The organism is Croceibacterium salegens (assembly GCF_009827435.1).
GTDB lineage: Bacteria > Pseudomonadota > Alphaproteobacteria > Sphingomonadales > Sphingomonadaceae > Croceibacterium_B > Croceibacterium_B salegens.
The window spans coordinates 204,042-229,449 of the sequence record NZ_WTYM01000058.1 but is presented as its reverse complement, the minus strand read 5'-3'; the positions used below and the strand labels follow the sequence as shown (position 1 = coordinate 229,449).

23 protein-coding genes are annotated in these 25,408 nt (G+C 66.9%); 15 read left to right on the top strand and 8 right to left on the bottom strand.

Translation table 11 applies throughout. The features are described 5' to 3' along the window. Positions 1-108: 108 nt before the first annotated feature. The 12 genes from GRI89_RS15925 to GRI89_RS15870 all read left to right on the top strand — a co-directional run bounded on the left by GRI89_RS15925 (position 109) and on the right by GRI89_RS15870 (position 10,940). The gene (locus GRI89_RS15925; RefSeq protein WP_159797847.1) at positions 109-840 is read left to right on the top strand and encodes a 3'(2'),5'-bisphosphate nucleotidase CysQ; all 732 of its coding nucleotides are present in this window, start codon (positions 109-111) and stop codon (positions 838-840) included. Positions 841-892: 52 nt separating this feature from the next. Further along, a complete protein-coding gene (locus GRI89_RS15920; protein WP_159797690.1) occupies positions 893-1,591 on the top strand; it encodes a Crp/Fnr family transcriptional regulator in 699 nt (232 codons plus the stop codon). Positions 1,592-1,737: 146 nt separating this feature from the next. Then, positions 1,738-3,393 carry a cytochrome-c oxidase, cbb3-type subunit I gene (ccoN, locus tag GRI89_RS15915; protein ID WP_159797688.1) on the top strand — a complete coding sequence of 552 codons (1,656 nt, stop codon included), beginning with the start codon at positions 1,738-1,740 and terminating at the stop codon, positions 3,391-3,393. Positions 3,394-3,405: 12 nt separating this feature from the next. Further along, positions 3,406-4,170, top strand: a complete 765-nt coding sequence (gene ccoO / locus GRI89_RS15910) for a cytochrome-c oxidase, cbb3-type subunit II (RefSeq protein ID WP_159797686.1) — start codon at positions 3,406-3,408, stop codon at positions 4,168-4,170. Further along, on the top strand, positions 4,167-4,340 hold the full coding sequence (locus GRI89_RS15905; RefSeq protein ID WP_159797684.1) for a cbb3-type cytochrome c oxidase subunit 3: 174 nt from the start codon (positions 4,167-4,169) through the stop codon (positions 4,338-4,340). Before ccoO ends, GRI89_RS15905 begins: the two co-directional genes overlap by 4 nt. Next, complete coding sequence (ccoP, locus tag GRI89_RS15900) at positions 4,330-5,235, top strand: cytochrome-c oxidase, cbb3-type subunit III (RefSeq protein WP_159797682.1); 906 nt, start codon at positions 4,330-4,332, stop codon at positions 5,233-5,235. The genes GRI89_RS15905 and ccoP overlap by 11 nt, the downstream gene beginning before the upstream one ends. After that, on the top strand, positions 5,222-6,664 hold the full coding sequence (gene ccoG / locus GRI89_RS15895) for a cytochrome c oxidase accessory protein CcoG (protein WP_235913463.1): 1,443 nt from the start codon (positions 5,222-5,224) through the stop codon (positions 6,662-6,664). The genes ccoP and ccoG overlap by 14 nt, the downstream gene beginning before the upstream one ends. Further along, positions 6,661-7,107: a FixH family protein gene (locus tag GRI89_RS15890; protein WP_159797678.1), complete on the top strand. Its 447-nt coding sequence runs from the start codon at positions 6,661-6,663 to the stop codon at positions 7,105-7,107. The genes ccoG and GRI89_RS15890 overlap by 4 nt, the downstream gene beginning before the upstream one ends. Continuing rightward, positions 7,107-9,224, top strand: a complete 2,118-nt coding sequence (locus GRI89_RS15885; protein WP_159797676.1) for a heavy metal translocating P-type ATPase — start codon at positions 7,107-7,109, stop codon at positions 9,222-9,224. Before GRI89_RS15890 ends, GRI89_RS15885 begins: the two co-directional genes overlap by 1 nt. Continuing rightward, positions 9,221-9,370, top strand: coding sequence for a cbb3-type cytochrome oxidase assembly protein CcoS (gene ccoS / locus GRI89_RS15880; protein WP_159797674.1), 150 nt, complete (start codon positions 9,221-9,223; stop codon positions 9,368-9,370). Before GRI89_RS15885 ends, ccoS begins: the two co-directional genes overlap by 4 nt. Next, on the top strand, positions 9,367-9,594 hold the full coding sequence (locus GRI89_RS15875) for a hypothetical protein (protein ID WP_159797672.1): 228 nt from the start codon (positions 9,367-9,369) through the stop codon (positions 9,592-9,594). The genes ccoS and GRI89_RS15875 overlap by 4 nt, the downstream gene beginning before the upstream one ends. A gap of 32 nt (positions 9,595-9,626) precedes the next feature. Continuing rightward, a complete protein-coding gene (locus tag GRI89_RS15870; RefSeq protein WP_159797845.1) occupies positions 9,627-10,940 on the top strand; it encodes a radical SAM protein in 1,314 nt (437 codons plus the stop codon). 72 nt (positions 10,941-11,012) lie between these two features. Here GRI89_RS15870 and GRI89_RS15865 read toward each other — a convergent pair whose 3' ends face one another. Both GRI89_RS15865 and GRI89_RS15860 read right to left on the bottom strand, forming a co-directional pair. After that, on the bottom strand, positions 11,013-11,864 hold the full coding sequence (locus GRI89_RS15865; RefSeq protein WP_328598310.1) for a class III extradiol dioxygenase family protein: 852 nt from the start codon (positions 11,862-11,864) through the stop codon (positions 11,013-11,015). After that, on the bottom strand, positions 11,861-12,265 hold the full coding sequence (locus GRI89_RS15860) for a protocatechuate 4,5-dioxygenase subunit alpha (RefSeq protein ID WP_159797670.1): 405 nt from the start codon (positions 12,263-12,265) through the stop codon (positions 11,861-11,863). The genes GRI89_RS15865 and GRI89_RS15860 overlap by 4 nt, the downstream gene beginning before the upstream one ends. Positions 12,266-12,452: 187 nt before the next feature. On the opposite strand from GRI89_RS15860, the gene GRI89_RS15855 reads away from it, so the two are divergent. Together GRI89_RS15855 and GRI89_RS15850 are read left to right on the top strand one after the other, a co-directional pair. Further along, on the top strand, positions 12,453-12,989 hold the full coding sequence (locus tag GRI89_RS15855) for a DUF6644 family protein (protein WP_159797668.1): 537 nt from the start codon (positions 12,453-12,455) through the stop codon (positions 12,987-12,989). Between the two features lie 13 nt (positions 12,990-13,002). Beyond that, positions 13,003-13,512, top strand: coding sequence for a hypothetical protein (locus GRI89_RS15850; protein WP_159797666.1), 510 nt, complete (start codon positions 13,003-13,005; stop codon positions 13,510-13,512). Here the strand turns inward: GRI89_RS15850 and glgX are convergent. Genes glgX through GRI89_RS15825 form a run of 5 tightly spaced genes read right to left on the bottom strand, consistent with a single transcriptional unit; the run spans position 13,503 to position 22,597 of the window. Beyond that, complete coding sequence (glgX, locus tag GRI89_RS15845; RefSeq protein WP_159797843.1) at positions 13,503-15,299, bottom strand: glycogen debranching protein GlgX; 1,797 nt, start codon at positions 15,297-15,299, stop codon at positions 13,503-13,505. The two genes, GRI89_RS15850 and glgX, sit on opposite strands and share 10 nt — an antisense overlap. A gap of 2 nt (positions 15,300-15,301) precedes the next feature. Further along, positions 15,302-16,747, bottom strand: coding sequence for a glycogen synthase GlgA (gene glgA, locus GRI89_RS15840; RefSeq protein WP_159797664.1), 1,446 nt, complete (start codon positions 16,745-16,747; stop codon positions 15,302-15,304). Further along, complete coding sequence (gene glgC / locus GRI89_RS15835; RefSeq protein ID WP_159797662.1) at positions 16,744-18,003, bottom strand: glucose-1-phosphate adenylyltransferase; 1,260 nt, start codon at positions 18,001-18,003, stop codon at positions 16,744-16,746. Before glgC ends, glgA begins: the two co-directional genes overlap by 4 nt. 17 nt (positions 18,004-18,020) lie before the next feature. Beyond that, on the bottom strand, positions 18,021-20,186 hold the full coding sequence (gene glgB, locus GRI89_RS15830; protein ID WP_328598309.1) for a 1,4-alpha-glucan branching protein GlgB: 2,166 nt from the start codon (positions 20,184-20,186) through the stop codon (positions 18,021-18,023). Then, on the bottom strand, positions 20,183-22,597 hold the full coding sequence (locus tag GRI89_RS15825) for a glycogen/starch/alpha-glucan phosphorylase (protein ID WP_159797660.1): 2,415 nt from the start codon (positions 22,595-22,597) through the stop codon (positions 20,183-20,185). The genes glgB and GRI89_RS15825 overlap by 4 nt, the downstream gene beginning before the upstream one ends. 262 nt (positions 22,598-22,859) lie before the next feature. Here GRI89_RS15825 and GRI89_RS15820 point away from each other — a divergent pair, with 262 nt between their 5' ends. Next, on the top strand, positions 22,860-24,467 hold the full coding sequence (locus tag GRI89_RS15820) for an alpha-glucosidase (protein WP_159797658.1): 1,608 nt from the start codon (positions 22,860-22,862) through the stop codon (positions 24,465-24,467). On the opposite strand, the gene GRI89_RS15815 is transcribed toward GRI89_RS15820, so the two are convergent. Next, the gene (locus GRI89_RS15815; RefSeq protein WP_159797656.1) at positions 24,438-25,355 is read right to left on the bottom strand and encodes an ROK family protein; all 918 of its coding nucleotides are present in this window, start codon (positions 25,353-25,355) and stop codon (positions 24,438-24,440) included. The genes GRI89_RS15820 and GRI89_RS15815 overlap by 30 nt on opposite strands. Positions 25,356-25,408: the final 53 nt, after the last annotated feature.

The window sequence follows — 25,408 nt, the reverse complement described above, 5'->3', positions numbered from 1 at the left end:
CCGCTTCGTCATTGCGAGGAGCGCAGCGACGAAGCAATCCTGAGTCCAGTGTGATGACGCCCTGGATTGCCGCGCGGCTTCACCGCTCGCAATGACGAAAGGCAAGTGATGAACGACGCCGAACTCGCCGCGCACCTGGCGGAAACCGCCGGACGCATCCTGGTTGCGGTGCGCGAGAGCGGCATGTTCGAAGGAAAGGCGCTCGGCACGGCGGGCGACCAGACGGCGAACCAGTTCCTCGTCCACGCCCTGCGCGCGCAGCGGCCCGACGACGGCCTGCTGTCCGAAGAGAGCAAGGACACCGAGGAACGGCTGGGCAAGGAGCGCGTGTGGATCGTCGATCCGGTCGACGGCACCCGCGAATACGGCGAGGAGCGCACTGACTGGGCGGTGCACGTCGCGCTCGCTATCAATGGCGTGCCGACGATCGGCGCGGTCGCCCTGCCCGGCCTCGGTGAGGTCTTGCGGACCGATGCGCCCATCATCGTTCCGCCCACGCCCGAAAAGCTGCGCATGGTCGTCAGCCGCACACGCCCCGCCGCCGAGGCGGTCGCGGTGGCCGAGGCGCTCGGCGCGGAGCTGGTGCCGATGGGCAGCGCCGGGGCCAAGGCCATGGCCATCGTCCGCGGCGAGGCCGACATCTACCTGCATTCGGGCGGACAGTTCGAATGGGACAGCTGTGCGCCTGCCGCCGTGGCCCTCGCGCACGGCCTCCACGCCAGCCGGATCGACTCCAGCCCGCTCGTCTATAATCAGCGCGACACCTACATGCCCGACCTGCTGATCTGCCGGCCCGAGCTCGCCAAGACAGTGTTCGACGCGCTGGCGGCGCTCGGCTGACGCTACCGCGATCGTGCTTTGCGGCGTCCCCGCCTGCTGGTAGGTAACCGAAATGTCTTCTTGCGATACCTGCGTTGTGCGGAACCGGGCGATCTGCGCAGTTCTCGATTCCAAGGAAGTCGAGGCGCTCAACGGCATCGGCCGCCGGCGCAATCTCGAAGCGGGTGAAGCGCTGATCTGGGAAGGCGAGGAATCGGTCCTCGTCGCCAACGTGATCGAGGGCATGCTCAAGCTCTCGACCGGGACCGAAGACGGGCGCGAGCAGATCGTCGGCGTCGCCTATCCGTCGGACTTCATCGGCCGCCCGTTCGGTGCGCGCACCAGCCACTCGGTCACCGCGCTGACCGATGCCCGCGTCTGCCTCTTCGCGCGCAAGGACTTCGACCGTTTCGCCGGTGAGCACCCGGCGCTCGAACAGAAACTGCTTCGCCGTACGCTCGCCGAACTCGACCGCACGCGCGACTGGATGCTGCTGCTCGCCCGCAAGAGCGCCGAGGAGAAGGTCGCGACCTTCCTGCTCGAAATGTCCTCGCGGCTGGTCGAACCGGGCTGCGAGGCGCCGGGCGACAAACCGCTCGACCGCTTCGACCTGCCGTTCTCGCGCCAGCAGATCGGCGACATCCTCGGCCTGACGATCGAGACCGTCAGCCGCCAGATGACGCGGCTCAAGCGCGATGGGGTGATCGGACTGCCGAACCGCCGCGCCGTCGAAATCCTCGACCGTCAGGCGCTGGAAGCCAGCGCCGGCTGATCTTGAGCGCAAGCCGGTGGGCACTGGCAGCGCGGCCTCCAAACTTTCGCACGAAAATTTCGCGATCGCGCAACGAATATTTGACCCACGTCAAGGTTGAGCGCCCGCTCGCACAGGCATAGCCTCCGCCACAACAGGAGGTACCGATGGAACGAGTCGTCACGCGCGCCGGGATATGGTTCGCCATCATGGTGCTGACACTTCTCGCGGCCGCCACGGCAGCGGATTCCGGCTTCGCCACGCACATGGTCATCGTCTGCCTCGCGGCGGGACTGTGTCTGTGGCTGACCGTTTCTCAGGCGGATTACGAGGCCATTGCGCGCGGCGTGCTGCGAATGCCGATAGACCCTTCGAAGTACGATGACGATCCGATCCGCTGGGGCGTGATCGCCACGGTCTTCTGGGGCATGGCGGGCTTCCTCGCCGGGCTGTTCATCGCCTTGCAGCTGACCTGGCCCTGGCTCAACCTCGAGCCCTACCTCAACTTCGGCCGCCTCCGCCCGCTGCACACCAGCGCGGTGATCTTCGCCTTCGGCGGCAACGCGTTGATCGCCACAAGCTATTACGTGGTGCAGCGCACCTGCCGCGCGCGGCTCGCCTTCCCCTCGCTCGCCCGGTTCGTGTTCTGGGGCTACCAGCTGTTCATCGCGCTGGCGGCGACCGGCTATCTGCTCGGCATCTCGCAGTCGAAGGAATACGCCGAGCCCGAATGGTACGTCGACTGGTGGCTGACGATCGTCTGGCTCGCCTACCTCGCCGTCTTCGTCGGCACGATCCTCAAGCGGTCGGAACCGCACATCTACGTCGCCAACTGGTTCTACCTCGCCTTCATCATCACCGTGGCCATGCTCCACGTGGTCAACAACCTCGACATGCCGGTGAGCCTGCTGGGCTCGAAGTCCTACCCACTGTTCGGCGGGGTGCAGGGGGCGCTGGTGCAGTGGTGGTACGGCCACAACGCGGTCGGCTTCTTCCTCACCGCCGGGTTCCTGGCGATGATGTACTACTTCGTGCCCAAGCAAGCCGAGCGGCCGGTCTACAGCTACCGCCTGTCGATCATCCACTTCTGGTCGCTGATCTTTCTCTACATCTGGGCCGGCCCGCACCACCTGCTCTACACCGCGCTGCCCGACTGGGCGCAGACGCTGGGCATGGTCTTCTCGATCATGCTGTGGATGCCGAGCTGGGGCGGCATGATCAACGGGCTGATGACGCTCAACGGCGCGTGGGACAAGGTCCGCACCGACCCGATCATCCGCATGATGGTGATGGCGCTCGCCTTCTACGGCATGAGCACGTTCGAAGGGCCGATGCTGTCGATCAAGAGCGTCAACAGCCTGTCGCACTACACCGACTGGACCATCGGCCACGTCCATTCCGGCGCGCTTGGCTGGAACGGGATGATCACCTTCGCCTGCGTCTATTTCCTCGTGCCCCGCCTGTGGCAGCGCGAGCGGCTCTACAGCTTGCGCATGGTCAACTGGCACTTCTGGCTCGCGACGATCGGCATCGTCTTCTACGCCGCGAGCATGTGGGTGGCGGGCGTCACCCAGGGCCTGATGTGGCGCGAATACGGCGCCGACGGCTACCTCGTGAACTCCTTCGCCGAAACCGTTGCCGCGCTGCACCCGATGTTCGCGCTGCGTGCCTTCGGCGGGTTGCTCTATCTCGCCGGTGCCGTCGTCATGGTGGTCAACGTCTGGGCCACGATCCTCGGCAAGCTGCGCAGTGAAGCGCCGATGTCCACCCCCGTATACGACCCAGTGAAGGACCGCCCGATCGTCGCGGTTCCGGCCGAGTAGGAGCCCAGGACGATGAGCACTCCCGACGTCGAAACCACCGTCACCGGCCATGCGCGCCTCGAACGCAACGTCACCCTGATGGCAGCGTTCTCGCTGGTCGTCGTCGCCATCGGCGGCATCGTCGAGATCGCCCCGCTGTTCTGGATCGACAACACCATCGAGAAGGTCGAGGGCATGCGGCCCTACACCCCGCTCGAGCAGGCCGGGCGCGACATCTACGTGCGCGAGGGCTGCTACGTCTGCCACAGCCAGATGATCCGCCCGTTCCGCGACGAGGTCGAGCGCTACGGCCACTACAGCCTCGCCGCCGAGAGCATGTACGACCATCCCTTCCAGTGGGGCTCGAAACGCACCGGGCCGGACCTCGCGCGGGTCGGCGGGCGTTATTCCGACGACTGGCACGTCCAGCACCTGACTGACCCGCAGTCTGTCGTGCCCGAGAGCGTTATGCCGAAGTACGGCTTCCTCAGGGAAAACGAGCTCGAGACCGAAGACGCCTCCGCGCGCCTCACGGCACTGCTGCGTGTGGGCGTCCCCTACAGCGAAGAGGACGTCAAGAACGCGCAGGCCGACCTCAAGGCGCAGGCCAATCCGGATGCCGATACCGGCGACCTCGCCACCCGGTACCCCAAGGCGCAGCAACGCGACTACGACGGCGACCCGGCGCGGCTGACCGAGATGGATGCGCTGGTCGCCTACCTGCAGATGCTCGGCACGCTGGTCGACGTGAACGCCGCCGCCGCGCAGGAAGACCTTGCGAAGGAGACCGGCCGATGAGCACGCATTCGACCTACGATTTCCTGCGCCACATCGCCGACAGTTACGTGCTCGCCGGGATGGTGGTGGTCTTCCTTGCGCTGGTGCTGTGGCCGTTCCGACCCGGCGCCCGCAACCGCAATCACGACGCCGCCAACATGATCTTCGAGGACACCGACGATGGCGAGTAAGAGGATCGACGAGCCGACCGGCACCGAGACCGTCGGCCACGAGTGGGATGGCATCGAGGAGCTCAACACCCCGCTGCCGCGCTGGTGGCTGTGGACCTTCTACCTGACCGTGGTCTTCGCCATCGGCTACGTCATCGCCTACCCGGCGATCCCGCTGCTTTCGCACGGCACCGAGGGCGTGATCGGCTGGACCAGCCGCGGGCAGCTCGACAAGGACACGAAGGCCGCCGCCGCAGCGCAGGCCGGCATTCACCAACAAATTGCAGGGCTCGACATCCAGCAACTTGCGGCCAATCCCGACCTGATGAGTCAGGCGGTGTCCGGAGGCCGCGCCGCGTTCCTCGTCAACTGCGTGCAGTGCCACGGATCGGGCGCGGCGGGCAGCGAGGGCTATCCCAACCTCAACGACGACGACTGGCTGTGGGGCGGCAGCCTGCCGGAGATCGAACAGACCCTGCAGCACGGCATCCGCCAGCCGGGCGACGACGCCACCCGCACCAGCCAGATGCCGGCCTTCGCCGACATCCTCGAGCCGGGACAGGTCTCGCAGGTCGCCGACTACGTCCTGAGCCTCAGCGGCAAGGGCCAGGCGAACGCCGCCGGAGCCCAGGTCTTCGCCGACAACTGCGCGGTGTGCCACGGTGCCGACGGCAAGGGCCTGCGCCAATTCGGCGCGCCCGACCTCGCTGACGCGATCTGGCTTTACGGCGGAACCAAGGCACAGGTGGTGCAGCAGGTCCGCCATCCGCGCCACGGGGTAATGCCGGCATGGCAGGGGCGTCTCGATCCGGTGACGATCAGGATGCTGGCGGCTTATGTCCATTCGCTGGGGGGCGGTGAAGACTTCGCAGAGATCGCCGATGCCCCGGCGGAAGCGGCAGATGAACAACCTTAGCCCATCGAAAAGCCTCTACGAGCCGCGCCGCGCGGTCCATAACAAGCGCATCGACGGCCCGTTCCGCCGCTTCAAGTGGCTGGTCATGGCGGTCACGCTGGGCATCTATTACGGCACCCCGTGGATCCGCTGGGACCGCGGCCCTTACGCGCCCGACCAGGCGGTGCTGGTCGATCTCGCCCACCGCCGCTTCTACATGTTCGGCATCGAGATCTGGCCCCAGGAGTTCTACTTCGTCGCCGGCCTCCTGATCATGGCCGGGATCGGGCTGTTCCTCGTCACCAGCGCGGTCGGCCGGGCGTGGTGCGGCTATTCCTGCCCGCAGACGGTGTGGACCGACCTATTCCAGCACGTCGACCGCTTCGTCGACGGTGACCGCAACGCGCGCATGAAGCTCGACGCCGCGCCTTGGACCTGGGGCAAGGTCACACGCCGCGTCTTCAAGTGGGCCATCTACCTGGTGATCGGCTTCTGGACGGGCGGCGCGTGGATCATGTACTTCGCCGACGCCCCGACGCTGGTCCACGATTTCTGGCGCGGTGAGGCGGCCCCGGTCGCCTACGTCACCGTCGCGATCCTCACCCTGACCACGGTCACGCTCGGCGGCTTCATGCGCGAGCAGGTGTGCATCTACATGTGCCCCTGGCCGCGCATCCAGAGCGCGATGATGGACGAGAAGTCGCTCACCGTGACCTACAAGGACTGGCGCGGCGAACCGCGCGGCAGCCTCAAGAAGTCGAAGAAGGAGCCGGACAAGTTCGGCGACTGCATCGATTGCAACCTCTGCGTGGCGGTCTGTCCGACGGGCATCGACATCCGCGAAGGGCCCCAGATCGGCTGCATCACCTGCGCGCTGTGCATCGATGCCTGCGACCGCACGATGGCCGAAGTCGGCCGCCCGCGCGGGCTGATCGACTACGTCACGCTCGAGGACGCCCGGCGCGAGATCGCCGGCGAGCCGCCGCGCCCGGTGTGGAAGGCGCTGCTGCGCCCGCGCACGCTGGTCTACTTCGGCATCTGGTCGGCGATTGGCCTCGCCATGCTGTTCGCGCTCGGCACCCGCAACCGCATCGACATTTCCGCCGCGCCCGACCGCAATCCGCCTTTCATGCTGCTGAGCGACGGCAGCGTGCGCAATTCCTTCACTGTGAAGATCCGCAACATGAGCACCGCGCCGCGCCGGATGAAGATCGAACTGGAAGGCCTGCCGGGCGCGGCGATGTGGAGCAGCACGACCAGCCGAGACAGAGCCGCGAGAGAGATCGAAAGCACGATTCCCGCTGATGCGACCGAGCCGCTGCGGCTCTACATCGCCGCCCCACCGGGGACCGGCGGACAGTCGTTCGCGTTCAATCTCACGACGCTCGACGCGCAGACGGAGACCGATACGGCAAAGGTGACGTTCAGCGGACCGGGAGCAAGTGAATGACGGGCAAGGCGTTTAACGGCTGGCACATGACCGCCATCCTGGTGGCGTTCTTCGGGATCGTCATGACGGTCAACTTTACCATGGCGCACTATGCCAGTTCGACCTTCGGCGGCGTGGTGGTGGAGAATTCCTATGTCGCCAGCCAGGAGTTCAACGGCTGGCTCGACGAGGCGAAGGACGAACGCGCCCTGGGCTGGAAGGCGAACGTGGGACGCGACGCGGCCGGGCATGTCACGGTCGCATTCAACGGCGCGCCGGACGGCATCGTGCTGAACGCCGAGGCCCGCCATCCGCTCGGACGCCTGCCCGATGCCATGCTGAGCTTCGCTTCCCTCGGTGGAGGCCGCTATGTCTCGCGCGAGGTGCTGCCCGCCGGGCGCTGGACGATCCGCCTTTCGGCAAGAGGTGGTGCCCACCAGTGGCGCGCCGAGAAGCAGCTCTAATGGCCACCCGGCCCATCCTTCCCGAAGCGACCGGTCAGACCATGCTGGTAGTGCCGGGAATGCATTGCGCCGGGTGCATGGGCAAGGTCGAGCAGGCACTGGGCGAGCTGCCTGGCGTGACAGGAGCGCGGGCCAACCTGACGGCGCGCTCGGTCACGGTGACGCACGCCTCGTCGCTCGACGACCATGCGCTGGTTCTTGCGCTGGAAGCGGCCGGTTTCGAAGCCAAGCCGCGCCGCGAGCTTCCGGAGCGGCACCTGTCCGCCGCCCGCCCATTGCTCGCCCCGCTGGCGGTGGCCGGCTTCGCGGCGATGAACGTCATGCTGCTGTCGGTGAGCGTCTGGTCGGGCGCCGAGGGCAGCACCCGCTCGATGTTCGAGTGGATCAGCACGCTGATTGCCATCCCGGCGGTGATCTATGCGGGCCGGCCGTTCTTCGCATCGGCGTGGAAGGCGGTGCGCCGCGGCACGACCAACATGGACGTGCCGATTTCCATAGGCGTGATCCTCGCCACCGGGCTCAGCTTCTACGAAGTCATCGCGGGCGGCGGGCACGCCTGGTTCGACGGCGCGCTGATGCTGCTGACCTTCTTGCTCGCCGGCCGGGTCCTCGACGCGATGATGCGCGACCGGGCGCGCGCCGGGGTCGATGCCCTGCTGGGCCAGGCCGCGCGCGGCGCGACCGTGCTGCGCGAGGGCGGCAAGCTCGAATGGCTTGACGCCGCGGCGCTCTCGCCGGGAATGACGATGCGCGTGCCTGCGGGCGAGCGGCTCGCGGCAGATGGCACCATCGTCACTGGCGCAAGCCGTTTCGACCAGTCGCTGCTGACCGGCGAAAGCGCGCCCGTCCCCGCACAGCAAGGCGACACGGTGCTTGCCGGTACGCTCAACCTCGATGCCCCGGTCGACGTGCGCGTCAGTCACGCCGGGCAGGACACGGCGCTTGCCGAGATCGCCCGGCTGATGGAAGCGAGCACGCAGGACCGTAGCAAGTACGTGCGCATCGCCGACCGCGCCGCGCGGCTCTATGCCCCGGTCGTGCACACGCTTGCCGCGGCCACGGTGATTGGCTGGCTGCTCGCTGGTGCGAGCCTGTACAAGGCACTGGTCATTGGCGTGGCAGTGCTGATCATCACCTGCCCCTGCGCGTTGGGCCTCGCCGTGCCGGTGGCGCAGGTCGTTGCCAGCGGGGCGCTGATGCGCGCCGGGATCATGGTCAAGGACGGATCGGCGCTGGAGCGGTTGGCCGCCACGGACCGCGCGCTGTTCGACAAGACCGGGACGCTGACCATGGGCGAGGCGCTGCCCGACCCGGCGGTGCTCGACGCGCTGCCGGCGGACGCAGCCGAGATCGCCCTCGCGCTCGCCTCGCACTCGAAGCATCCGCTTTCGCGCGCGCTGGCCCGGGAGCTGGCGGCACGGGGACACAAGGCTGCCACGTTGACCGACGTGCGCGAGGAGGCCGGTTTCGGGGTCTTTGCCGTGCATGACGGCGCCAGGGTCGCCGTGCGCCGCCCCGAATCGGCTGCCGGAACCGCGGTCGCGCTCGACATCTCCGGCCGGCCGACCCAGCTGATCCCCTGTGCCGACCGCCTGCGTCCCGACACAGCGGCGGCGCTCGAACGCCTCAGGGCCATGGGCGTTACCAGCTCGATCATTTCGGGCGACAACGTCGGCGCGGTGAGGGACGTGGCGCGGGCCACCGGCCTGACCGCCCAGGCCGCGGCGACGCCGCTCGACAAGCAGCAGGTCATCACCAGCCTCAGGCACAACGGGGCGCACGTTCTGATGGTCGGCGACGGGCTCAACGACGGCCCGGCGCTGGCGACGGCGAGCGTCTCGATGGCCCCGGGTGCGGCGAGCGAAGTCGGGCTGCAGGCTTCGGACCTCGTGTTCATGCAGGATACGCTGCTCAGCGTGCCGCGCGCGGTCGGTGCGGCGCGCTCGACGATGCGGATTGTGAAGCAGAATTTCGCGCTGGCGATTGCCTACAACCTGATCGCGGTGCCGCTGGCGATCGCCGGTCTGGTCACCCCGCTGATCGCCGCAGCGGCCATGTCGCTCAGTTCGCTGATCGTGGTCGGCAATTCGCTGCGCCTAGTGCGGGCAGCGAAATGACCGTCCTCGCCTTCCTCATCCCCGTCGCGCTCGGCCTCGGCCTGCTTGGGCTGGCGGCGTTCTTTTGGGCGTTGCGGAACGGCCAGTTCGACGATCCCGACGGGTCCGCGGCACGCATCCTGCTCGACGAGGAGGACGAGGCATGAGCGGGCCGCTATCCGGCCTGTTCGCGGCGCTGGCGATAGTCCCGGCAATGGTCGGCACGATCGAGGCGGGCGAACACAGCCTTAGCCTGGCGCTGTGCAATGGCGGTTCGCTGATGATACTGGTCCCCGGACGGCAGGCTCCCCTGCCCGGAACCCAGCCGTGCTGCGTCGAAAAAGGCTGCCGCACCGGCGAGAAACGAAAGCGGTTTGACCCGGCGCAATGAACTCGCCCCGGCCTGCTGCGATGCAGGCTCGCATGTGGCCCTATCATCCCGACCTGCTGGCGACACCGGTCCCGCGGTACACCAGTTTCCCGACGGCAGCCGAGTTTGCGGCCGACGTCGGCCCCGAGGACCTTGCCGAGGCGATATCGACCGCAACGGGCGACGTCTCGATTTATGTCCACATTCCGTTCTGCGAGAAGATCTGCTGGTACTGCGGCTGCAACACCGCCGCGGCGAACAAGGCGCAGCGGCTGGCGAGCTATCTCGAGGCCCTGCACCGCGAAATCGAGCTGGTCGCGACGCAGCTGCCGGCCAGCACGCGCATACGTCGCATCGCCTTCGGCGGCGGCAGTCCCAACGCCATCTCCCCAGTCGACATGGTGCGGCTGTTCGAGGCGCTGGTCATCGCTCTGCCCCTGCACGACCCGTTGGTCTCGATCGAGCTCGACCCTCGCACGCTGGGCGAGGCCTGGGGCGACGTGCTGCGCGGCATCGGCGCGACCCACGCCAGCTTCGGCGTGCAGACCTTCGCCCCACGCCTGCAGGAAACGATCGGGCGAGTGCAGCCGTTGTGCATGATCGATTCCGGTGTGCGCGTGCTGCGCGATGCCGGGATCACCTCGCTCAATTTCGACCTCATGTACGGACTGCCCGGGCAGTCGCAGGCCGACCTTGCCGAAACGCTGGCGCTGGCCAGCGCCTATTCCGCCGACCGCATCGCGCTGTTCGGCTATGCCCACGTGCCGCACCTGCTGCCGCGCCAGCGGCGGATCGACGCCAGCGCCCTGCCACCCCAGGAGGCACGCTTCGGCATGGCCGCGGCCGGGTACCAGCAACTGCTGACCGCGGGCTACCAGGCGGTCGGTTTCGACCACTTCGCGCTACCGGGAGATCCACTGGCACAGGCCGCAACCAGCGGCACACTCAGGCGCAATTTCCAGGGCTTCACCGACGACCAGGCCCCGGTCCTGATCGGACTCGGCGCCTCGGCCATCAGCAGCTTCCCGACGCTGCTGGCGCAGAACGAAAAGAATGCCGGACGCTATCGCATGATGCTCTCGCAGGGACAGCTCACCACCGCCCTCGGCAAGCGGCGCAGCGTCGAGGACCGGCGCCGCGGGGCGATTATCGAGGAACTGTTGTGCCGCGGCCGCGCCCGGATCGATCCGGCCACGGCGGCGAGCGTGCACCAGCGGCTGCGGCCCTATCTCGAACCGGGCCTGTGCCGCTTCGACAACGGCTCGCTGGTCATCGCCGGCCACGCGCTGCCCTATGCCCGCTCGATCGCCGCAGCGTTCGATCCCTACCGGCAGGATTCCGCTCGGCGCTTCAGTTCTGCGGTCTGAAATGACTGCGAAAAAATGAGGGAGGCTGCGGTTTGCCGGTGCAGCCTCCCCCACCCCACCTCGCGGCGGAACTCACGCGCGGACCTTTTCCCGGTTCTCGAGCAGAACGGTGGCCGCAGCGGTGTTGGAAATGGGCACGTGATAGTTGCTCGCCAGTTCGCGCACCGATCCGCGCAGCGCCCCGCGCGCGGCGATCCAGTTGAGGATCTCGACCCCCTGGCTGCCCGCCAGTTCGACGATGTCGAGCGTATCGTGTTGCAGCAGCGCCTCCGGATCGGGTGCGAGGTTGCGCAGGCAGAACTTGTCGTAGTCGACGTTTATGTGCCCGGCGCGGCCGCCTTCGAGCTGGTGCGAGAGGCCGCCGGTGCCGAAAATCACGATCTTCTCGTCCCGGTCCCAGCTTTCCAGCGCCCGGCCAACGGCCTTTCCGAGGTCGTAGCAGCGCTTCGGACTGGGCAGCGGGTGCTGCACCGTGTTGATGGCGACCGGCACCAGTTTGACCGGGAAGTCGCCATCGGGCCAGGCGAGTTCGAACGGCACGGCGACGGCATGGTCGACGGTCATCGTCTGGCAGGTCACCGGGTCGAATTCGTCGTTAACGATCGATTCGATGATGTGCCACGACAGGTCCGGATAGCCGGGCATCGGGCGGTCGAAGGCGATACCCCAGCCCTCGTCCTCGTGGCGGTAGTCGGGAGCCGCGCCGACCGCGAAAGTCGGCATCTTGTCGAGGAAGAAGTTCAATCCGTGGTCGTTGTAGAAGACCACCGCGACATCGGGCTTCTCGCGTTGCAGGAAGGCATGGATCGGCCCGAAACCGTCGAAGAACGGCTTCCAGTACGGGTCGTGCTGCAGGCCCTTGGTGATGGCGCCGCCGATGCCGGGCACGTGGCTGGTGAAGATGCCGCCGACGACTTCGCTCACGACACCAGCTCCCGCGCATTCACGCGCCGCTCGGTTACCGCGTGGACCATAAGAGCCGCCTTGAAGTCGTCGAGCGCCATGCCGGTCTGAAGCGCGCCGAGATCCTGCACGTTGAGGCCGAAGATCCCCGCCAGCTTGGCGAGGTAGTAGACGTTGCCTCCCGCCGCGACCATTGCCGGAACGTCGCGTGCACGCACCGCCTGCTTTTGCGGCTCGGTGAGGTCGAAGCGGGCCATGTAGCCTTCCTCGTCGGCGGCGAAGGCATCGCGGTTCGCCTTGGAGTTGAACGAATAGCACATCGCATTGAGGGCAAATCCGGCCTGCGCGCTGTCGCCGTCGAACACCGGGGTGCCGGGGATGACGCGCTTTCCGGCCGCATCGGACTGGGCAAAGGCAAGCATCGCAATGTCTCCCTTGTTGATGCTCGACCAATGCCCCTGACCGGCCAACACTTCATTGTCCGAGGTCAAAATCGCCGGCGGCACTGCCAATTGATTCCGGTCAAAGTCAATTTGCGCGAAATGCGCCATCCGACCTCCGTCGCCGACCGGAGGCAATCCGGCCTTGTGCCTCAAAGAGGGGAATACGATGGGAGAATGGCTGTTCGAGATGACCGAAAGGCTGCGCGGCACGCAGCTGGTCGAATTTTCGCTGTGGGTGACCGACTGGCCATTCGCGATCTGGCTGCAGAGCCACTTCCTGGCGATCCCGGGATTCCAGACGCTGCACATCCTCGCCATCGCGGTGCTGTTTTCCAGCGTGCTGATGCTCAACATGCGCATCTGGGGCTTCACCGGCAAGGACCAGGGGATCGAGGCGGCCTATCGCCGTTTCGTGCCGTGGAGCTGGTGGGCCGCGGCCTTCCTGATCGCCACCGGCGTGGTGCTGCTGATCAGCGAACCGGTGCGCAACATGGTCAACGCGATCTTCTGGATAAAGATGAGTTTCCTCGTGATCGCCATCACCGCCAGCCTGGTCTTCCAGCGGGCGGTCCGTGTGCAGATGCGCGCCGGTGCAGCGGCCTTGGAAGCTACGGGAGCGCTCAAGGTCGGCGCGGTCGTCCTGACCCTGCTGTGGTGCGCGGTGATCATGGGCGGGCGGTGGATCGCCTACGCGCCGGTCTAGGGGGAATACGAAAATGGCAAATCCGACCATCTGGGAAAACGTCCAGAACTCTTCGCTCGGCCTCGGCATCGCCGAATCCGAATGGTGGTTCCCGACTATCGAAACCGTCCACGTGATCGCGCTGGTCACCGTCGTCGGCGTGATCGCCGCCATGGACCTCAGGCTGCTTGGCCTGACCTCGCGCGGCAAGTCGGTCGTGGCGATGGAGCGCGACACCGTGCCGCTGGTGTGGGGCGCCTTCGTCCTGGCGCTGGTGACCGGCACGCTGCTGTTCGTCAGCAAGGCGGCGACCTACATGGCCAACCCCTTCTTCCTGTGGAAGATGGGCCTGATGGCGCTCGCCGGCGTCAACATGGCGATCTTCCACCGCGTGCTCTCGCAGGGCGTCGACGAGTGGGGTCAGCCGGGCCATGCCATTCCCATGGCGGCCAAGGTCTCGGGCGTGGTTTCGCTGGTATTGTGGATGCTCATCCCGCTGTGCGGGCGCATCGTCGGCTTCACGCTGGGGGTCTATTACAGCTGATCGCCTGGCGCGCGCCAGGTGACGGAGCGAAGGCGGCGGTCGATCGAAATCGCGACCCCGCCTTCCCACTCGCCCAGCCGGAACGAGAAGCCGCTCGTTGCCGTCGATTCCCAGTCCCACGCGCGCAGTTCCCGGCCGTCCGGGCCGCGCCATTGGCCGTCGTCGGGAAAGGCATGGAACAGGTCGAGGTGTGCCGCACGGCGGGCCGAGAGGTGGGCGACATGGTCCTCCAGCTCGCGGTCGCGGCCTTCCCAGTCGATCGGCATGTGCTGGCAATAGGCGTTGTTGTTGCCCTGCTGGCTGCGCCCGAATTCATCGCCCGCGGTTAGCATGATTGTCCCGGTCGAGGCGAACAGCGTGCCGAGCATGGCGCGCAGGTCGTTGGCGCGCGCCGCGGCGATGTGCGGATCGCCGCTCGGCCCCTCCACGCCGTTGTTCCAGCTGAAGTTCTCGTGGTGTCCGTCGCGGTTCTCCTCGCCGTTGGCGAGGTTGTGGCGGTGTTCGTAGGCGACGACGTCGGCTAGCGTGAAGCCATCGTGCGCGGCGAGGAAATTCACGCTGCGGCAGTCGTCGCCGAACACGTCGGACGAGCCGGCGACGCGCATCGCCAGCTCGCCGATGGCGGCATCTCCGCGCCAGAAGCGGCGCACGTCGTCGCGGTAACGATCGTTCCATTCGAGCCAGTTCGGCGGGAACATGCCGAGCCGGTAGCCGCCCGGGCCGATGTCCCACGGTTCGGCGATGAGAACCCGGTCGGCGAGCAGCGGATCGGCGGCGATCTCGGCGAAGATGGGCGCGTGACGATCGAAGGCCGGACCGCGCGCCAGCACCGGGGCGAGGTCGAAGCGGAAGCCATCGACGCCGCAGTGGCGCACGAAGTGGCGCAGCGTGTCGAGCGCCAGCTGCCGCACGTGGGCCTGCGCGAAGTCGAGCGTGTTGCCGGTGCCGGTGGCGTTGACCATTCGGCCATCCGGCTCCTTCGCGTAGCTCGTATCGTCGAGGCCGCGCAGCGACAGCACGCCGCCGTGGATGTCGCTCTCCCCGCTGTGATTGAGCACGAGGTCGAGGATCACCCCGATCCCCGCGGCATGCAGCGAAGTCACCGTCTCGCGCAGTTCCGCCACCCCGCCGGGGCACAGACCGGGATCGAGAGCCATCATCGCGACCGGGTTGTAACCCCAGCTGTTCGCCAGCCCGAGCGGCGGCAGATGGCGTTCGTCGATGCATGCGGTGACCGGCATGAGCTCTACGGCGTGGACGTGCAGCTTCTTCAAATGCTCGATGACCGCCGGATGCGCTAGCGCCGCGACTGTGCCGCGCTGCCCCTTGGGCACATCGGGATGGAGTTCGGTGAAGCCCCGGACGTTGAGCTCGTAGACCAGCCCACCGCGCGGCAGCAGCGGCGCATCGACGATGGCTTCGTGCAGCGGGCCGGTGACCACGGCCCGCGGGACGAGGTCCGCGGTATCGGCCCCGAACTCGCCGAGCGCGGAGTCCTGCACGAAGCACCGGTCGAGCTCGATGGCGTAGGGATCGACAAGGAACTTCGCCGGGTCGAACCACAATCCGCGATCGGGCGCCCATTCACCGTCGGCGCGGTAGCCATAGCATTCGCCGGTGCAGTCGCGCGGAACCACGGTCACCCAGCTGTCGCCATGCCGCTCCATCGCCACAAGCGCCTCGTGCTTGCCGTGGCGCTTCGACAGGCACAGCGTGACCGCGGCCGCGGCGGGAGCGCGGACGACGAAGGTCGTCGCATCGGGCGTGACCCGGACGCCCGGCAGCATCGTCACCGGTTGCGCCCCAGCAGCCGACGGTAGAGGTCCGCATAGGCATGGGCGCTCGCCCCCCAGCCGAAATCGGCGCGCATCCCGCTGCGCTGCAGCCGGCGCCATTCCGCCTTGTCACCGTAGAGGCGGATCGCCCGGGTGATGGCGAGCGAGAATTCGTCGTATGTGGCCTCGGAGAAGACGATCCCGGTCGCCCCGCCCTCGGCGACTGCCGCCGGGTTGGCGTCGATGACCGTATCGGCCAGGCCGCCGGTCCGCGCGACCACGGGCACGCAGCCGTAGGCGAGGCCATAGAGCTGGGTCAGCCCGCACGGCTCGAACCGCGAGGGGACGAGGATCGCATCGCCGCCGCCCTGCATCAGGTGCGAGAGCGGCTCGTCGTAGGCGAACCTGAGGCCGACGCGGCCCGGATGGCGTTCCGCCGCTTCCGTCAGCCCCTGTTCGAGCCCCGGTTCGCCCGAGCCGAGCAGCGCCAGCCGTCCGCCGAGCCCGACGAGATGGTCGATGACTTCGAGCAGGACGTCGATGCCCTTCTGCCAGGTCAGGCGGCTGATCACCACGAACAGCGGCCCGTCGTCCTTGTCGAGGTCGAACGCCTTCTCGACCGCGCGCTTGTTGGCCTTGCGATTGCCGAGGTGGCCGGCATTGTAGGGCGCGGCGAGGTGCGGGTCGGCGGCCGGGTTCCATTCGGCCTTGTCGATGCCGTTGAGGATGCCCTCGACGAGGTGCGTGCGGGCGCGGACCACGCCGTCGAGCCCCATGCCGAAGCGGGCCGTGTGTATTTCGCGCGCGTAAGTCGGGCTGACCGTGGTGATCGCATCGGCGCAGACCATCCCGCCCTTGAGCATGCCGACGCCACCGTGGAACTCGACGCCGTCCATCGTCCACGCCGCGTCGGGCAGCCCGAGCCGCGCAAAGACCTCGCCGCCGAAGTAGCCCTGGAAGGCCATGTTGTGGATCGTCAGCACGCTCGGCACCGGGCGGCCACCGAAGCGCAGGTAGACGCAGGCCATCGCCGCCTGCCAGTCGTGCGCGTGGACAAGGTCGAAGCGCTGCTTGCCGTCGACCCCGGCGAGCCGGGCCGCCGCCAGACCGAGCGCAGCGAAGCGGCGCCAGTTGTCGCCGTAGTCGACGCCCGCCGCATCGCCATAGGGCCCGCCGAAGCGGGCGAAGTAGGCCGGGGCATCGAGCACCAGCAGCTTGCGCCCGTCGTGGAACTTTGCCGACAGAACACGCGCCGGTTCGCCGAGCAAGGAGTCGAAAACAGACACTCTTCGCGGCTTATCAAGCGCTTCAATCACCTGCGGATAGCCTGGAATCAGGGTCGTCATCTCGACTCCCTCCCCGGCCAGCGCCGCGGGCAGAGCCCCGACAACATCGGCCAGCCCGCCGGTCTTGACCAGCGGCACCGCCTCGGAGGCGACCGAGAGAACCTTGAGGCTCATCCCAGCTTGGCGATCATGTCCTTGGTTATCAGGCAGATACCCTTCTCGGTGCGGCGGAAACGCTTGGCGTCGAGCACCGGATCCTCGCCGACCACCATGCCTTCGGGGATGCGCACACCGGAATCTAGGATCACGTTCTTCAGCCGCGCCGAACGGCCGATGTTGCAATAAGGCAGGATCACCGCCCGCTCGACGCTCGAGAAGCTGCCCATCTTGACCCCGGTGAACAGCAGGCTGCTCTTCGCCACCGAGCCCGAGACGATGCAATCCTGCGAAATCAGCGAGGAGATCGCCATGCCGCGTCGGCCATGTTCGTCATGCACGAACTTGGCCGGGGCGGCGACGATCTGGTCGGTCCAGATCGGCCAGTCGCGGTCGTAGAGGTTGAGCTTGGGGACCACGTCGGTGAGGTCGAGATTGGCCTCGAAGTAGGCATCGACCGTGCCGACGTCGCGCCAGTATTCCTCGATTTCCTCCGCCGCGCGCACGCAGGACTGGGTGAAGCGGTGCGCCTGCGCCTTCCCGTGCTTGACGATGTAGGGGACTATGTCGCCGCCGAAATCGCGCCGCGAATTGGGATCGGCGGCATCGCGCCTGAGCTGCTCGAACAGGAACGCCGTCTCGAACACGTAGATACCCATGCTGGCGAGCGCCATGTCCGGATCGCCGGGGATGCCCGGCGGGTCGGCGGGCTTCTCGACGAAGGCGGTAATTCGGTCCTGCTCGTCGACGTGCATGACCCCGAAGCCCGAGGCCTCCTCCCGCGGCACCACGAGGCAGCCGACGGTGACGTCCGCACCGCTTGCGACGTGCTGGCGCAGCATCAGCTCGTAATCCATCTTGTAGACGTGGTCCCCGGCAAGGATGACCATGTACTTCGGTGCGTGCACGGCGATGATGTCGATGTTCTGGTACACGGCGTCGGCAGTGCCCTCGTACCACTGCGTCTCCGAAACGCGCTGGCTCGCGGGCAGGATATCGAAGCTTTCGTTGCGTTCGGGGCGCATGAAATTCCACGCCCGCTGCATGTGGCGGATAAGCGAATGCGCCTTGTACTGCGTGGCGACACCGATGCGCCGAATGCCCGAGTTGATCGCGTTCGACAGCGCGAAGTCGACGATGCGCGAGACGCCGCCGAAATAGACCGCCGGCTTGGCGCGGTTGTCGGTCAGTTCCTTGAGGCGGCTGCCGCGCCCCCCGGCAAGGACATAGGCCATAGCGTCGCGGGCCAGGGGCTGTGAATAGGAGTCTCTCATCGGCCGTTTCCTGCAACCTATCCAGTGAACTCGAACATGACCGTCGCCAGCGGCGGCAAAATGGCGAATGCAACCCCATCCCTTACCTCGATATGGCCGAGGTTACCCTGTCCGCTACCGCCGTAGGCCAGCGCATCGGTGTTAATCACCTCGGCCCAGTATCCGTCGAGCGGCAGGCGCAATGCATAGCAGCCGTGCGTCATCGGGGTCATGTTGCAGACCACAGCGACCGGCGGCTGTCCCGGGCATTTGCGCAGCCAGGCGAAGACCGACGCCTGCGCATCGTCCGCCACCAGCCACTCGAAGCCCTCGCCCTCGCAATCGCGGGCGTGCAGCGCGGGTTTGGCGCGGTAGAGGTGGTTGAGGTCGCGCACGAGCTTGCGCACTCCGTCGTGCGCGGGCGCATCGCACAGCTCCCAGTCGAGCGCCCGGTCCTCGGCCCATTCGCGGCGCTGGGCGAACTCCTGCCCCATGAACAGCAGCTTCTTGCCGGGATAGCCCCACATCAGCCCATAGTACGCGCGCAGGTTGGCGAACTTCTGCCAGTCGTCGCCGCTCATCTTGCCGAGCAGGCTGCCCTTGCCGTGGACCACCTCGTCGTGGCTCAGCGGGAGGACGAAGTTTTCGCTGAACGCGTACATCAGGCCGAAGGTGATGTCGTCGTGGTGGAACTTCCGGTGCACCGGGTCGCGCGCCATGTACTTCAGCGTATCGTGCATGAAGCCCATGTTCCACTTGAAGCCGAAGCCGAGCGAGGTGCGCGGGCCATCGTCGTAGACCGGCAGGGTCACGCCCGGCCAGGCGGTGCTCTCCTCGGCCATCGTCAGGCAGCCCGGGTGCTGGCCATAGACGGCGCGATTGGTCGCGCGCAGGAACTCGACCGCCTCCCAGTTCTCACGCCCGCCGTGCTCGTTGGGCACCCATTCGCCGGCTTCGCGCGAATAGTCGCGGTAGAGCATCGAGGCGACGGCATCCACGCGCAGCCCGTCGATGTGGTAGCGCTCGGCCCAGAACAGCGCATTGTTGACGAGGAAAGCGGCGACCTCGCGTCGGCCGAAGTTGTAGATCGCGGTGTTCCAGTCGGGGTGGAAGCCGAGCTTGGGGTCCTCGTGCTCGTAAAGCGCGGTGCCGTCGAAACGGGCGAGGCCGTGCTCGTCGGTCGGGAAATGCGCCGGGACCCAGTCGATCAGCACCGAGATGCCCGCCCGGTGCGCCCCATCGACGAAGCGGGCGAAGCCGTCGGGTCCACCGAAGCGCGAACTCGGGGCGTAGAGGCCGGTGGTCTGGTAGCCCCAGCTCGGATCGTAAGGGTGCTCCGACACCGGCAGGAATTCGATGTGGGTGAAGCCCATCTCGACGACATGCGGGACGAGCCGCTCGGCCAGTTCGTCCCAGGTGAGGAACCAGCCATGCTCGTTCCTCTGCCACGATCCGGGATGCACTTCGTAGATCGAGATTGCCTCACGGCGCGGATCGACACTGGCCCAATGCGCCCGGTGCGCCTCGTCGCCCCAGTCGGTCTTTGCCGGGCGCGCGGTTAGCGAGGCGGTCTTGGGCCTCAATTCGCTGGCAAAGGCAAAGGGGTCGGCCTTGAGCGGCACGGCTTTGCCGTCGGGACCGATGATCCGGTATTTGTAGGCGCGCCATTCTCCGATGCCGGGGATGAAGATCTCCCACACGCCGATGTCGGTGCGGCGGCGCATCTGATGGCGTGCCGGATCCCAGTCGTTGAAATCGCCGACCACGCTGACGGCCTGCGCATTGGGCGCCCAGACCGCGAAATGCACGCCGTCGGCACCCTCGTGCTCGATCAGGTGCGCGCCCATCTTGTCGAACAGGCGGAAATGCGTGCCTTGCGCGATCAGCAGGTCGTCGACCGGGCCAAGCACCGGACCGAAGCTGTAGGCATCGGTCGACCACCAGGAGTGCTTGCCGGCCTTGCAGCGATACTTGACCGGCCGCGGATTGCCCTTGATCGGCCCTTCGAACAGTCCGCGCGAGTCCACCCTCTCGAGCTTGCCAAGTGCGCCGCCTTTCAGGCTGTAAGCCGTCGCTTCCTCCGCACCCGGAAGCATGGCACGTGCGAACGTACCCTCGGGACCCGCGTGCGTCCCCAATAATGAAAACGGATCGGCGTGAGTGCCAGCCAGCAGAGCTTCGATTGCCGACTTGGGTGGCCTCACATCACTCCCCAGATATCCTTCGCGTACTCGCTAATCGTCCGGTCGGAAGAAAACCAGCCGACATTGGCGATATTGCGAATTGCCTTCTCACGCCATGCCGCCTGATCGATCCAAAGTTTGTCGACCGCACGTTGGGTATCGGTGTAGGAATCGAAGTCGGCGGCAACCATGAACCAGTCGTGGTCGTAGATGCCGTTCATCAGGCCGGCGTAACGGGTCGGATCGTCGGGCGAGAACACCCCCTTGGCAATGGCCTGCATGGCCTGCGAGAGCTCGCGCGAGCCCTCGATAATCTCCCGCGGGTTGTAGGCCTCTTCACGCTTGGCGGCGACTTCGTCCGCGGTCAGCCCGAAGATGAAGATGTTCTCGTCGCCGACGCGGTCCTTGATCTCGATGTTGGCGCCGTCGAGCGTGCCGATGGTCAGCGCCCCGTTGAGCGCGAACTTCATGTTGCCTGTGCCGGAGGCTTCCATGCCAGCGGTCGAGATCTGTTCCGACAGGTCGGAGGCGGGGATGATCCGTTCGGCCAGCGTGACGTTGTAGTTGGGCACAAAGACGACCTTGAGCAGGCCGCCGACAGAGGGATCGAGATTGACCCGCCGGGCGATGTCGTTGGCCAGCTTTATGATCAGCTTGGCGTTGTGATAGCTCGGCGCCGCCTTGCCGCCGAAGATCTTCACACGCGGCACCCAGTCCTTTTCCGGATGGCTGCGGATCTGGTCGTAGAGCGCGACTGTCTCGACCAGGTTCAGGAGCTGACGCTTGTATTCGTGGATGCGCTTGATGTGCACGTCGAACAGCGCATCGGGATCGAGCCTGATGCCGCTCAGTTCCGTCAGGTGCTCGGCCAGCGCCAGCTTGTTCGAGCGCTTCACCTCGGCGATCCGCTCGCCCAATTCGCGATCGGCGGCGAGCTTGTTGAGATCCTCGAGCTTCCCGGTGTCGTCGAGGAAGGCATCGCCGATGGCATCGCGGATTACGCTGGTCAGCCCCGGGTTGCATTGCATCAGCCAGCGCCGCGGGGTGACCCCGTTGGTCTTGTTGTTGATCCGCTCCGGGTAGAGCGCGTGCAGGTCCTTGAAGACCGTGACCTTCATCAGGTCGGTATGCAGCGCAGCGACCCCGTTGACGCTGTGCGCGCCCGAAAAGGCGAGGTTGGCCATCCGCACGCGGCGGTCCCCGCCTTCGTCGATCAGCGAGATCGCGGCAATTGCCGCATCGTCGAGTCCGGCCTTGCGGGCATCGCGCAGCACCCGGCTGTTGATCGCGTAGATGATCTGCATGTGCCGCGGCAGCAGCCGTTCGAACAGCGGAAGCGGCCAGCTTTCGAGCGCCTCTGGCAGGAGGGTATGGTTGGTGTAGCCGACGGTCCGCTTGGTCACGTCCCAGGCGCTGTCGAATTCAAGCCCGTGGTGATCGACCAGCAGACGCATAAGTTCCGCCACTGAGACCGCGGGGTGGGTGTCGTTGAGCTGGATCGCCACCTTGTCGGGCAGCGTCATCACGTCCTTCTCGTACTGGACGTGGCGGCGGACGATGTCCTGGATCGAGGCCGAGGAGAAGAAGTACTCCTGCCGTAGCCGCAGTTCCTGCCCGGCCGCGCTTGAATCCGCTGGGTAGAGCACGCGCACGAGGCTGTCGGCGCGGGCTTCGTTCTCGAGAGCGCCCACGTGGTCGCCGGCGTTGAAGGCATCGAGCTTGATCGGGTCGAGCGCGTGCGCGGTCCACAGCCTGAGGGTGTTGACCCGCTTGCCGCGCCAGCCGACCACCGGGGTGTCGATTGCGCTGGCCTCGATGACCTCGGCAGGCTGCCACATCACGCCGCCGCCGGCCTCGACCACCTCTCCGCCGAAGCCGATGCGGTAGGCGCTCTCGCGGCGGTCGAATTCCCACGGGTTGCCGTGGCTGAGCCAGGTCTCGGGCAGCTCGACCTGCCAGCCGTCGTCGATCCGCTGGCGGAACATGCCGTTCACGTAGCGGATGCCGTAGCCGTAGGCCGGGATGTCGAGGCTGGCGAGGCTCTCCATGAAGCACGCCGCGAGCCGGCCGAGGCCGCCGTTGCCGAGCGCGGCGTCGGGCTCCAGCTCTTCCAGCACCGCGAGGTCGAGACCGTAGCGCTTGAGCGCCGAGGACATGTCCTTGGTCAGCGACAGGTTGTTGAGCGCGTCGCGCAGAAGCCGGCCGATGAGAAATTCGAGGCTGAGGTAATAGACCCGCTTGTCGCCCTGGGCATATGTCCGGCGGGTCGATTCCATCCACCGGTCGATGACCTTGTCGCGCAGCGAAAGTACCGCGGCGGTGTACCAGTCGTGCGACTTGGCGGCCCGCTCGTCCTTGCCCACGCGGTGGCGCAGGACGTCGATGATGAGATCGTCGATGCCGGGCGATTGTGCATCGGGACTAGAGCTCATGGGCCACGCTCCTAAAGACCGCACGCGCATGATGCCGCGCCGGTTGCGGTCCTCTCCCGTGAACAACGGCCTGTTGCTGGCTTCGGATATCCGTAGCCGCCGCCGCGCCGGCCGCCGGCGCAACTCCCGATTGGTAAGCGCGCCGCCAGCAAACGACAAGCGCCGCGGACGCCCCGGAGAGAAAAAATGCTGCGATGCAGCAATACGCTTCCGCTATCCGCGATTGCTGTTATCGTGGCCGCGCAAGTTTCGAGGATGGGCCATGGCTTCCGCCGATGCCGCTGCACTTTCGCCATGGTGGCGCGGGGCAGCGATCTACCAGATCTATCCGCGCAGTTTCCAGGACAGCGACGGCGACGGGATCGGCGACCTGCCCGGCATTACCCGCCGCCTGCCGCACATCGCCGACCTCGGGGCGGACGCGATCTGGATTTCGCCGTTCTTCCCCTCGCCGATGCGCGATTTCGGTTACGACATTTCCGACTTTTGCGGCGTCGACCCGGTGTTCGGCACGCTGGCGGACTTCGATGCGCTGGTCGCCCGAGCTCACGAGTTCGGCCTCAAGGTGCTGATCGACCAGGTCTATGCCCACAGCTCCGACCTGCATCCGTGGTTCGCCGAAAGCCGCGCCGCGACCGACAGCGACAAGGCCGACTGGTATGTCTGGGCCGATCCGAAGAAGGACGGCACCCCGCCCAACAACTGGCAGTCGGTGTTCGGCGGCCCGGCATGGACCTGGGACGCGCGGCGCGGGCAGTACTACCTGCACACCTTCCTCAAGGAGCAGCCGCAGCTCAACCTGCATTGCGAGGCGGTGCAGGACGTCCTGTGCGACGTCGCGAGGTTCTGGTTCGATCGCGGGGTCGACGGCTTCCGGCTCGATGCCCTCAACCACGCGATGGTCGACCGGCAGTTGCGCAACAATCCGCCCGCCCCGGCCAAACCCGGCAAGCGTCGCACGCGACCGTTCGATTTCCAGGTCAGGCTCCACAGCCAGTCGCAGCCGGAAATGCTCGGCTTCGTCGAAAGAATCCGCAGGGTGGCCGACAGCTACGATGCGGTGTTCACCATGGCCGAGATCGGCGGCGACAATTCGCTGGCGGAAATGAAGGCCTACACTGCGGGCGAACACCGGCTCAACAGCGCCTACGGCTTCGACTTCCTCTACTCGCCCGAACTCACGCCGAAGCTGGTGGCAGATGCCATGGCCGAATGGCCCGGCGAACCCGGCGAAGGCTGGCCGAGCTGGGCCTTCGAGAACCACGACGCGCCGCGCGCCGTATCGCGTTGGCCCGCGCCCGAGGACATGGACCGCTTCGCCCCGGTCAAGATGGCGCTGCTGCTGTGCCTGCGCGGCAACCCGATCATCTACCAGGGCGAGGAACTGGGTCTCGAACAGGACGAGATTCCCTTCGAACTGCTGCAGGACCCCGAGGCGATCGCCAACTGGCCGATGACACTGAGCCGCGACGGTGTGCGCACTCCCTTCCCGTGGGAGGATACGTTGCTCGGGGGCTTCACCACCGGCACGCCGTGGCTGCCGTTCGGGGCCGCCAACCTGCACCGATCCGTGGGCCTCCAGCAGGGCGATGCAGGATCGATGCTCGAACAGACCCGACACCTGCTCGCCGTGCGACGCCAGTCGCCCGAACTGCGCCTCGGCGATTTTGAGCTGGCCGAGGCAAAGGGACAGGTGCTGTCCTTCATCCGCACCTACGGTGGTTCGACGGTGATCTGCGCGTTCAACCTCGGCCGCGAGGATGCTGCCTTCAGCGCTCCTGCCGGAACCGCGCAGCTCGCGGCGGTCGGCGGCGCGACGACCACCTCTCTACCCGGATATTCAGCCTTCTTGGGCCGGGTCGCCGGATAGGCTCGCCATGAGAGCCAGCTCGATGGCCCCCATCGGCCCGGCCTGATTGCCGAGCGCGGCAAAGACGATCAGGTCGCGGATGGTCTCAGCGTTGACGTGCGGGAGGTACCCGCCGACGCTTCGAACGGCTTCCTCCCGGACCAGCGGAAGCAGGTACGGCCGCTGCAGCGAGACGCTGCCGCCGAACACGATCTTGTCGGCCGAAATCGCCACGAGGACCGCCGCCGCCAGCTGCCCGAGATCGGCGGCGACATTGGCCCAGCCCGGATGGTCGCCCGGAATGGCCTCACCCGGCATGCCGAAGCGCGCGGCAAGGGCGGGACCGCTTGCCAGTCCCTCGATGCAGTCGCCGTGGAAGCTGCAGGCCCCGGCAAAGGTGTCGCCCTCAACGCGGCGCAACTTGAGGTGGCCGAGCTCGGGGTGCAATGCCCCGTGGACCGGCTGGCCGCCGACGAGCAGGCCGCCGCCGATGCCCGTGCCGATGGTGATGTAGCAGACGCTGTCGCAGCCCTGCGCGGCGCCTCGCCGGTACTCCGCCAGCGCCGCGGCGTTGACGTCGGTGTCGATGCGGAACGGGCAATCGATGCCCTGCATCAGCAGCGGCACGACGCCCGCCCCGCGCCATCCGGGCTTGGTGGTATCGAGGATGTGCCCGAAGTCCGCATGGGCCGGGGCGAGCGCCACCGGGCCAAAACTGGCGATCCCGATGCCGGCGAGAGGCTGCTGGTCGTGCCAGCGGCGGAGGTGTTCGTTCAGCGCGCCGAGTGTCTCGCCCGGCGCGCCAGTAGGGACTGTGTGGCTGGAGATGATCTGCTCGCCGTCGGAGAGGACCGCGATGGCCTTGGTGCCGCCCAGCTCGATTCCGGCAAGGCGCGCTGCCTGCGGCATATCAGGTCCTCATCCCCATTTGCGCCATCGGGCGCGACGAGCAGGACCAGTAC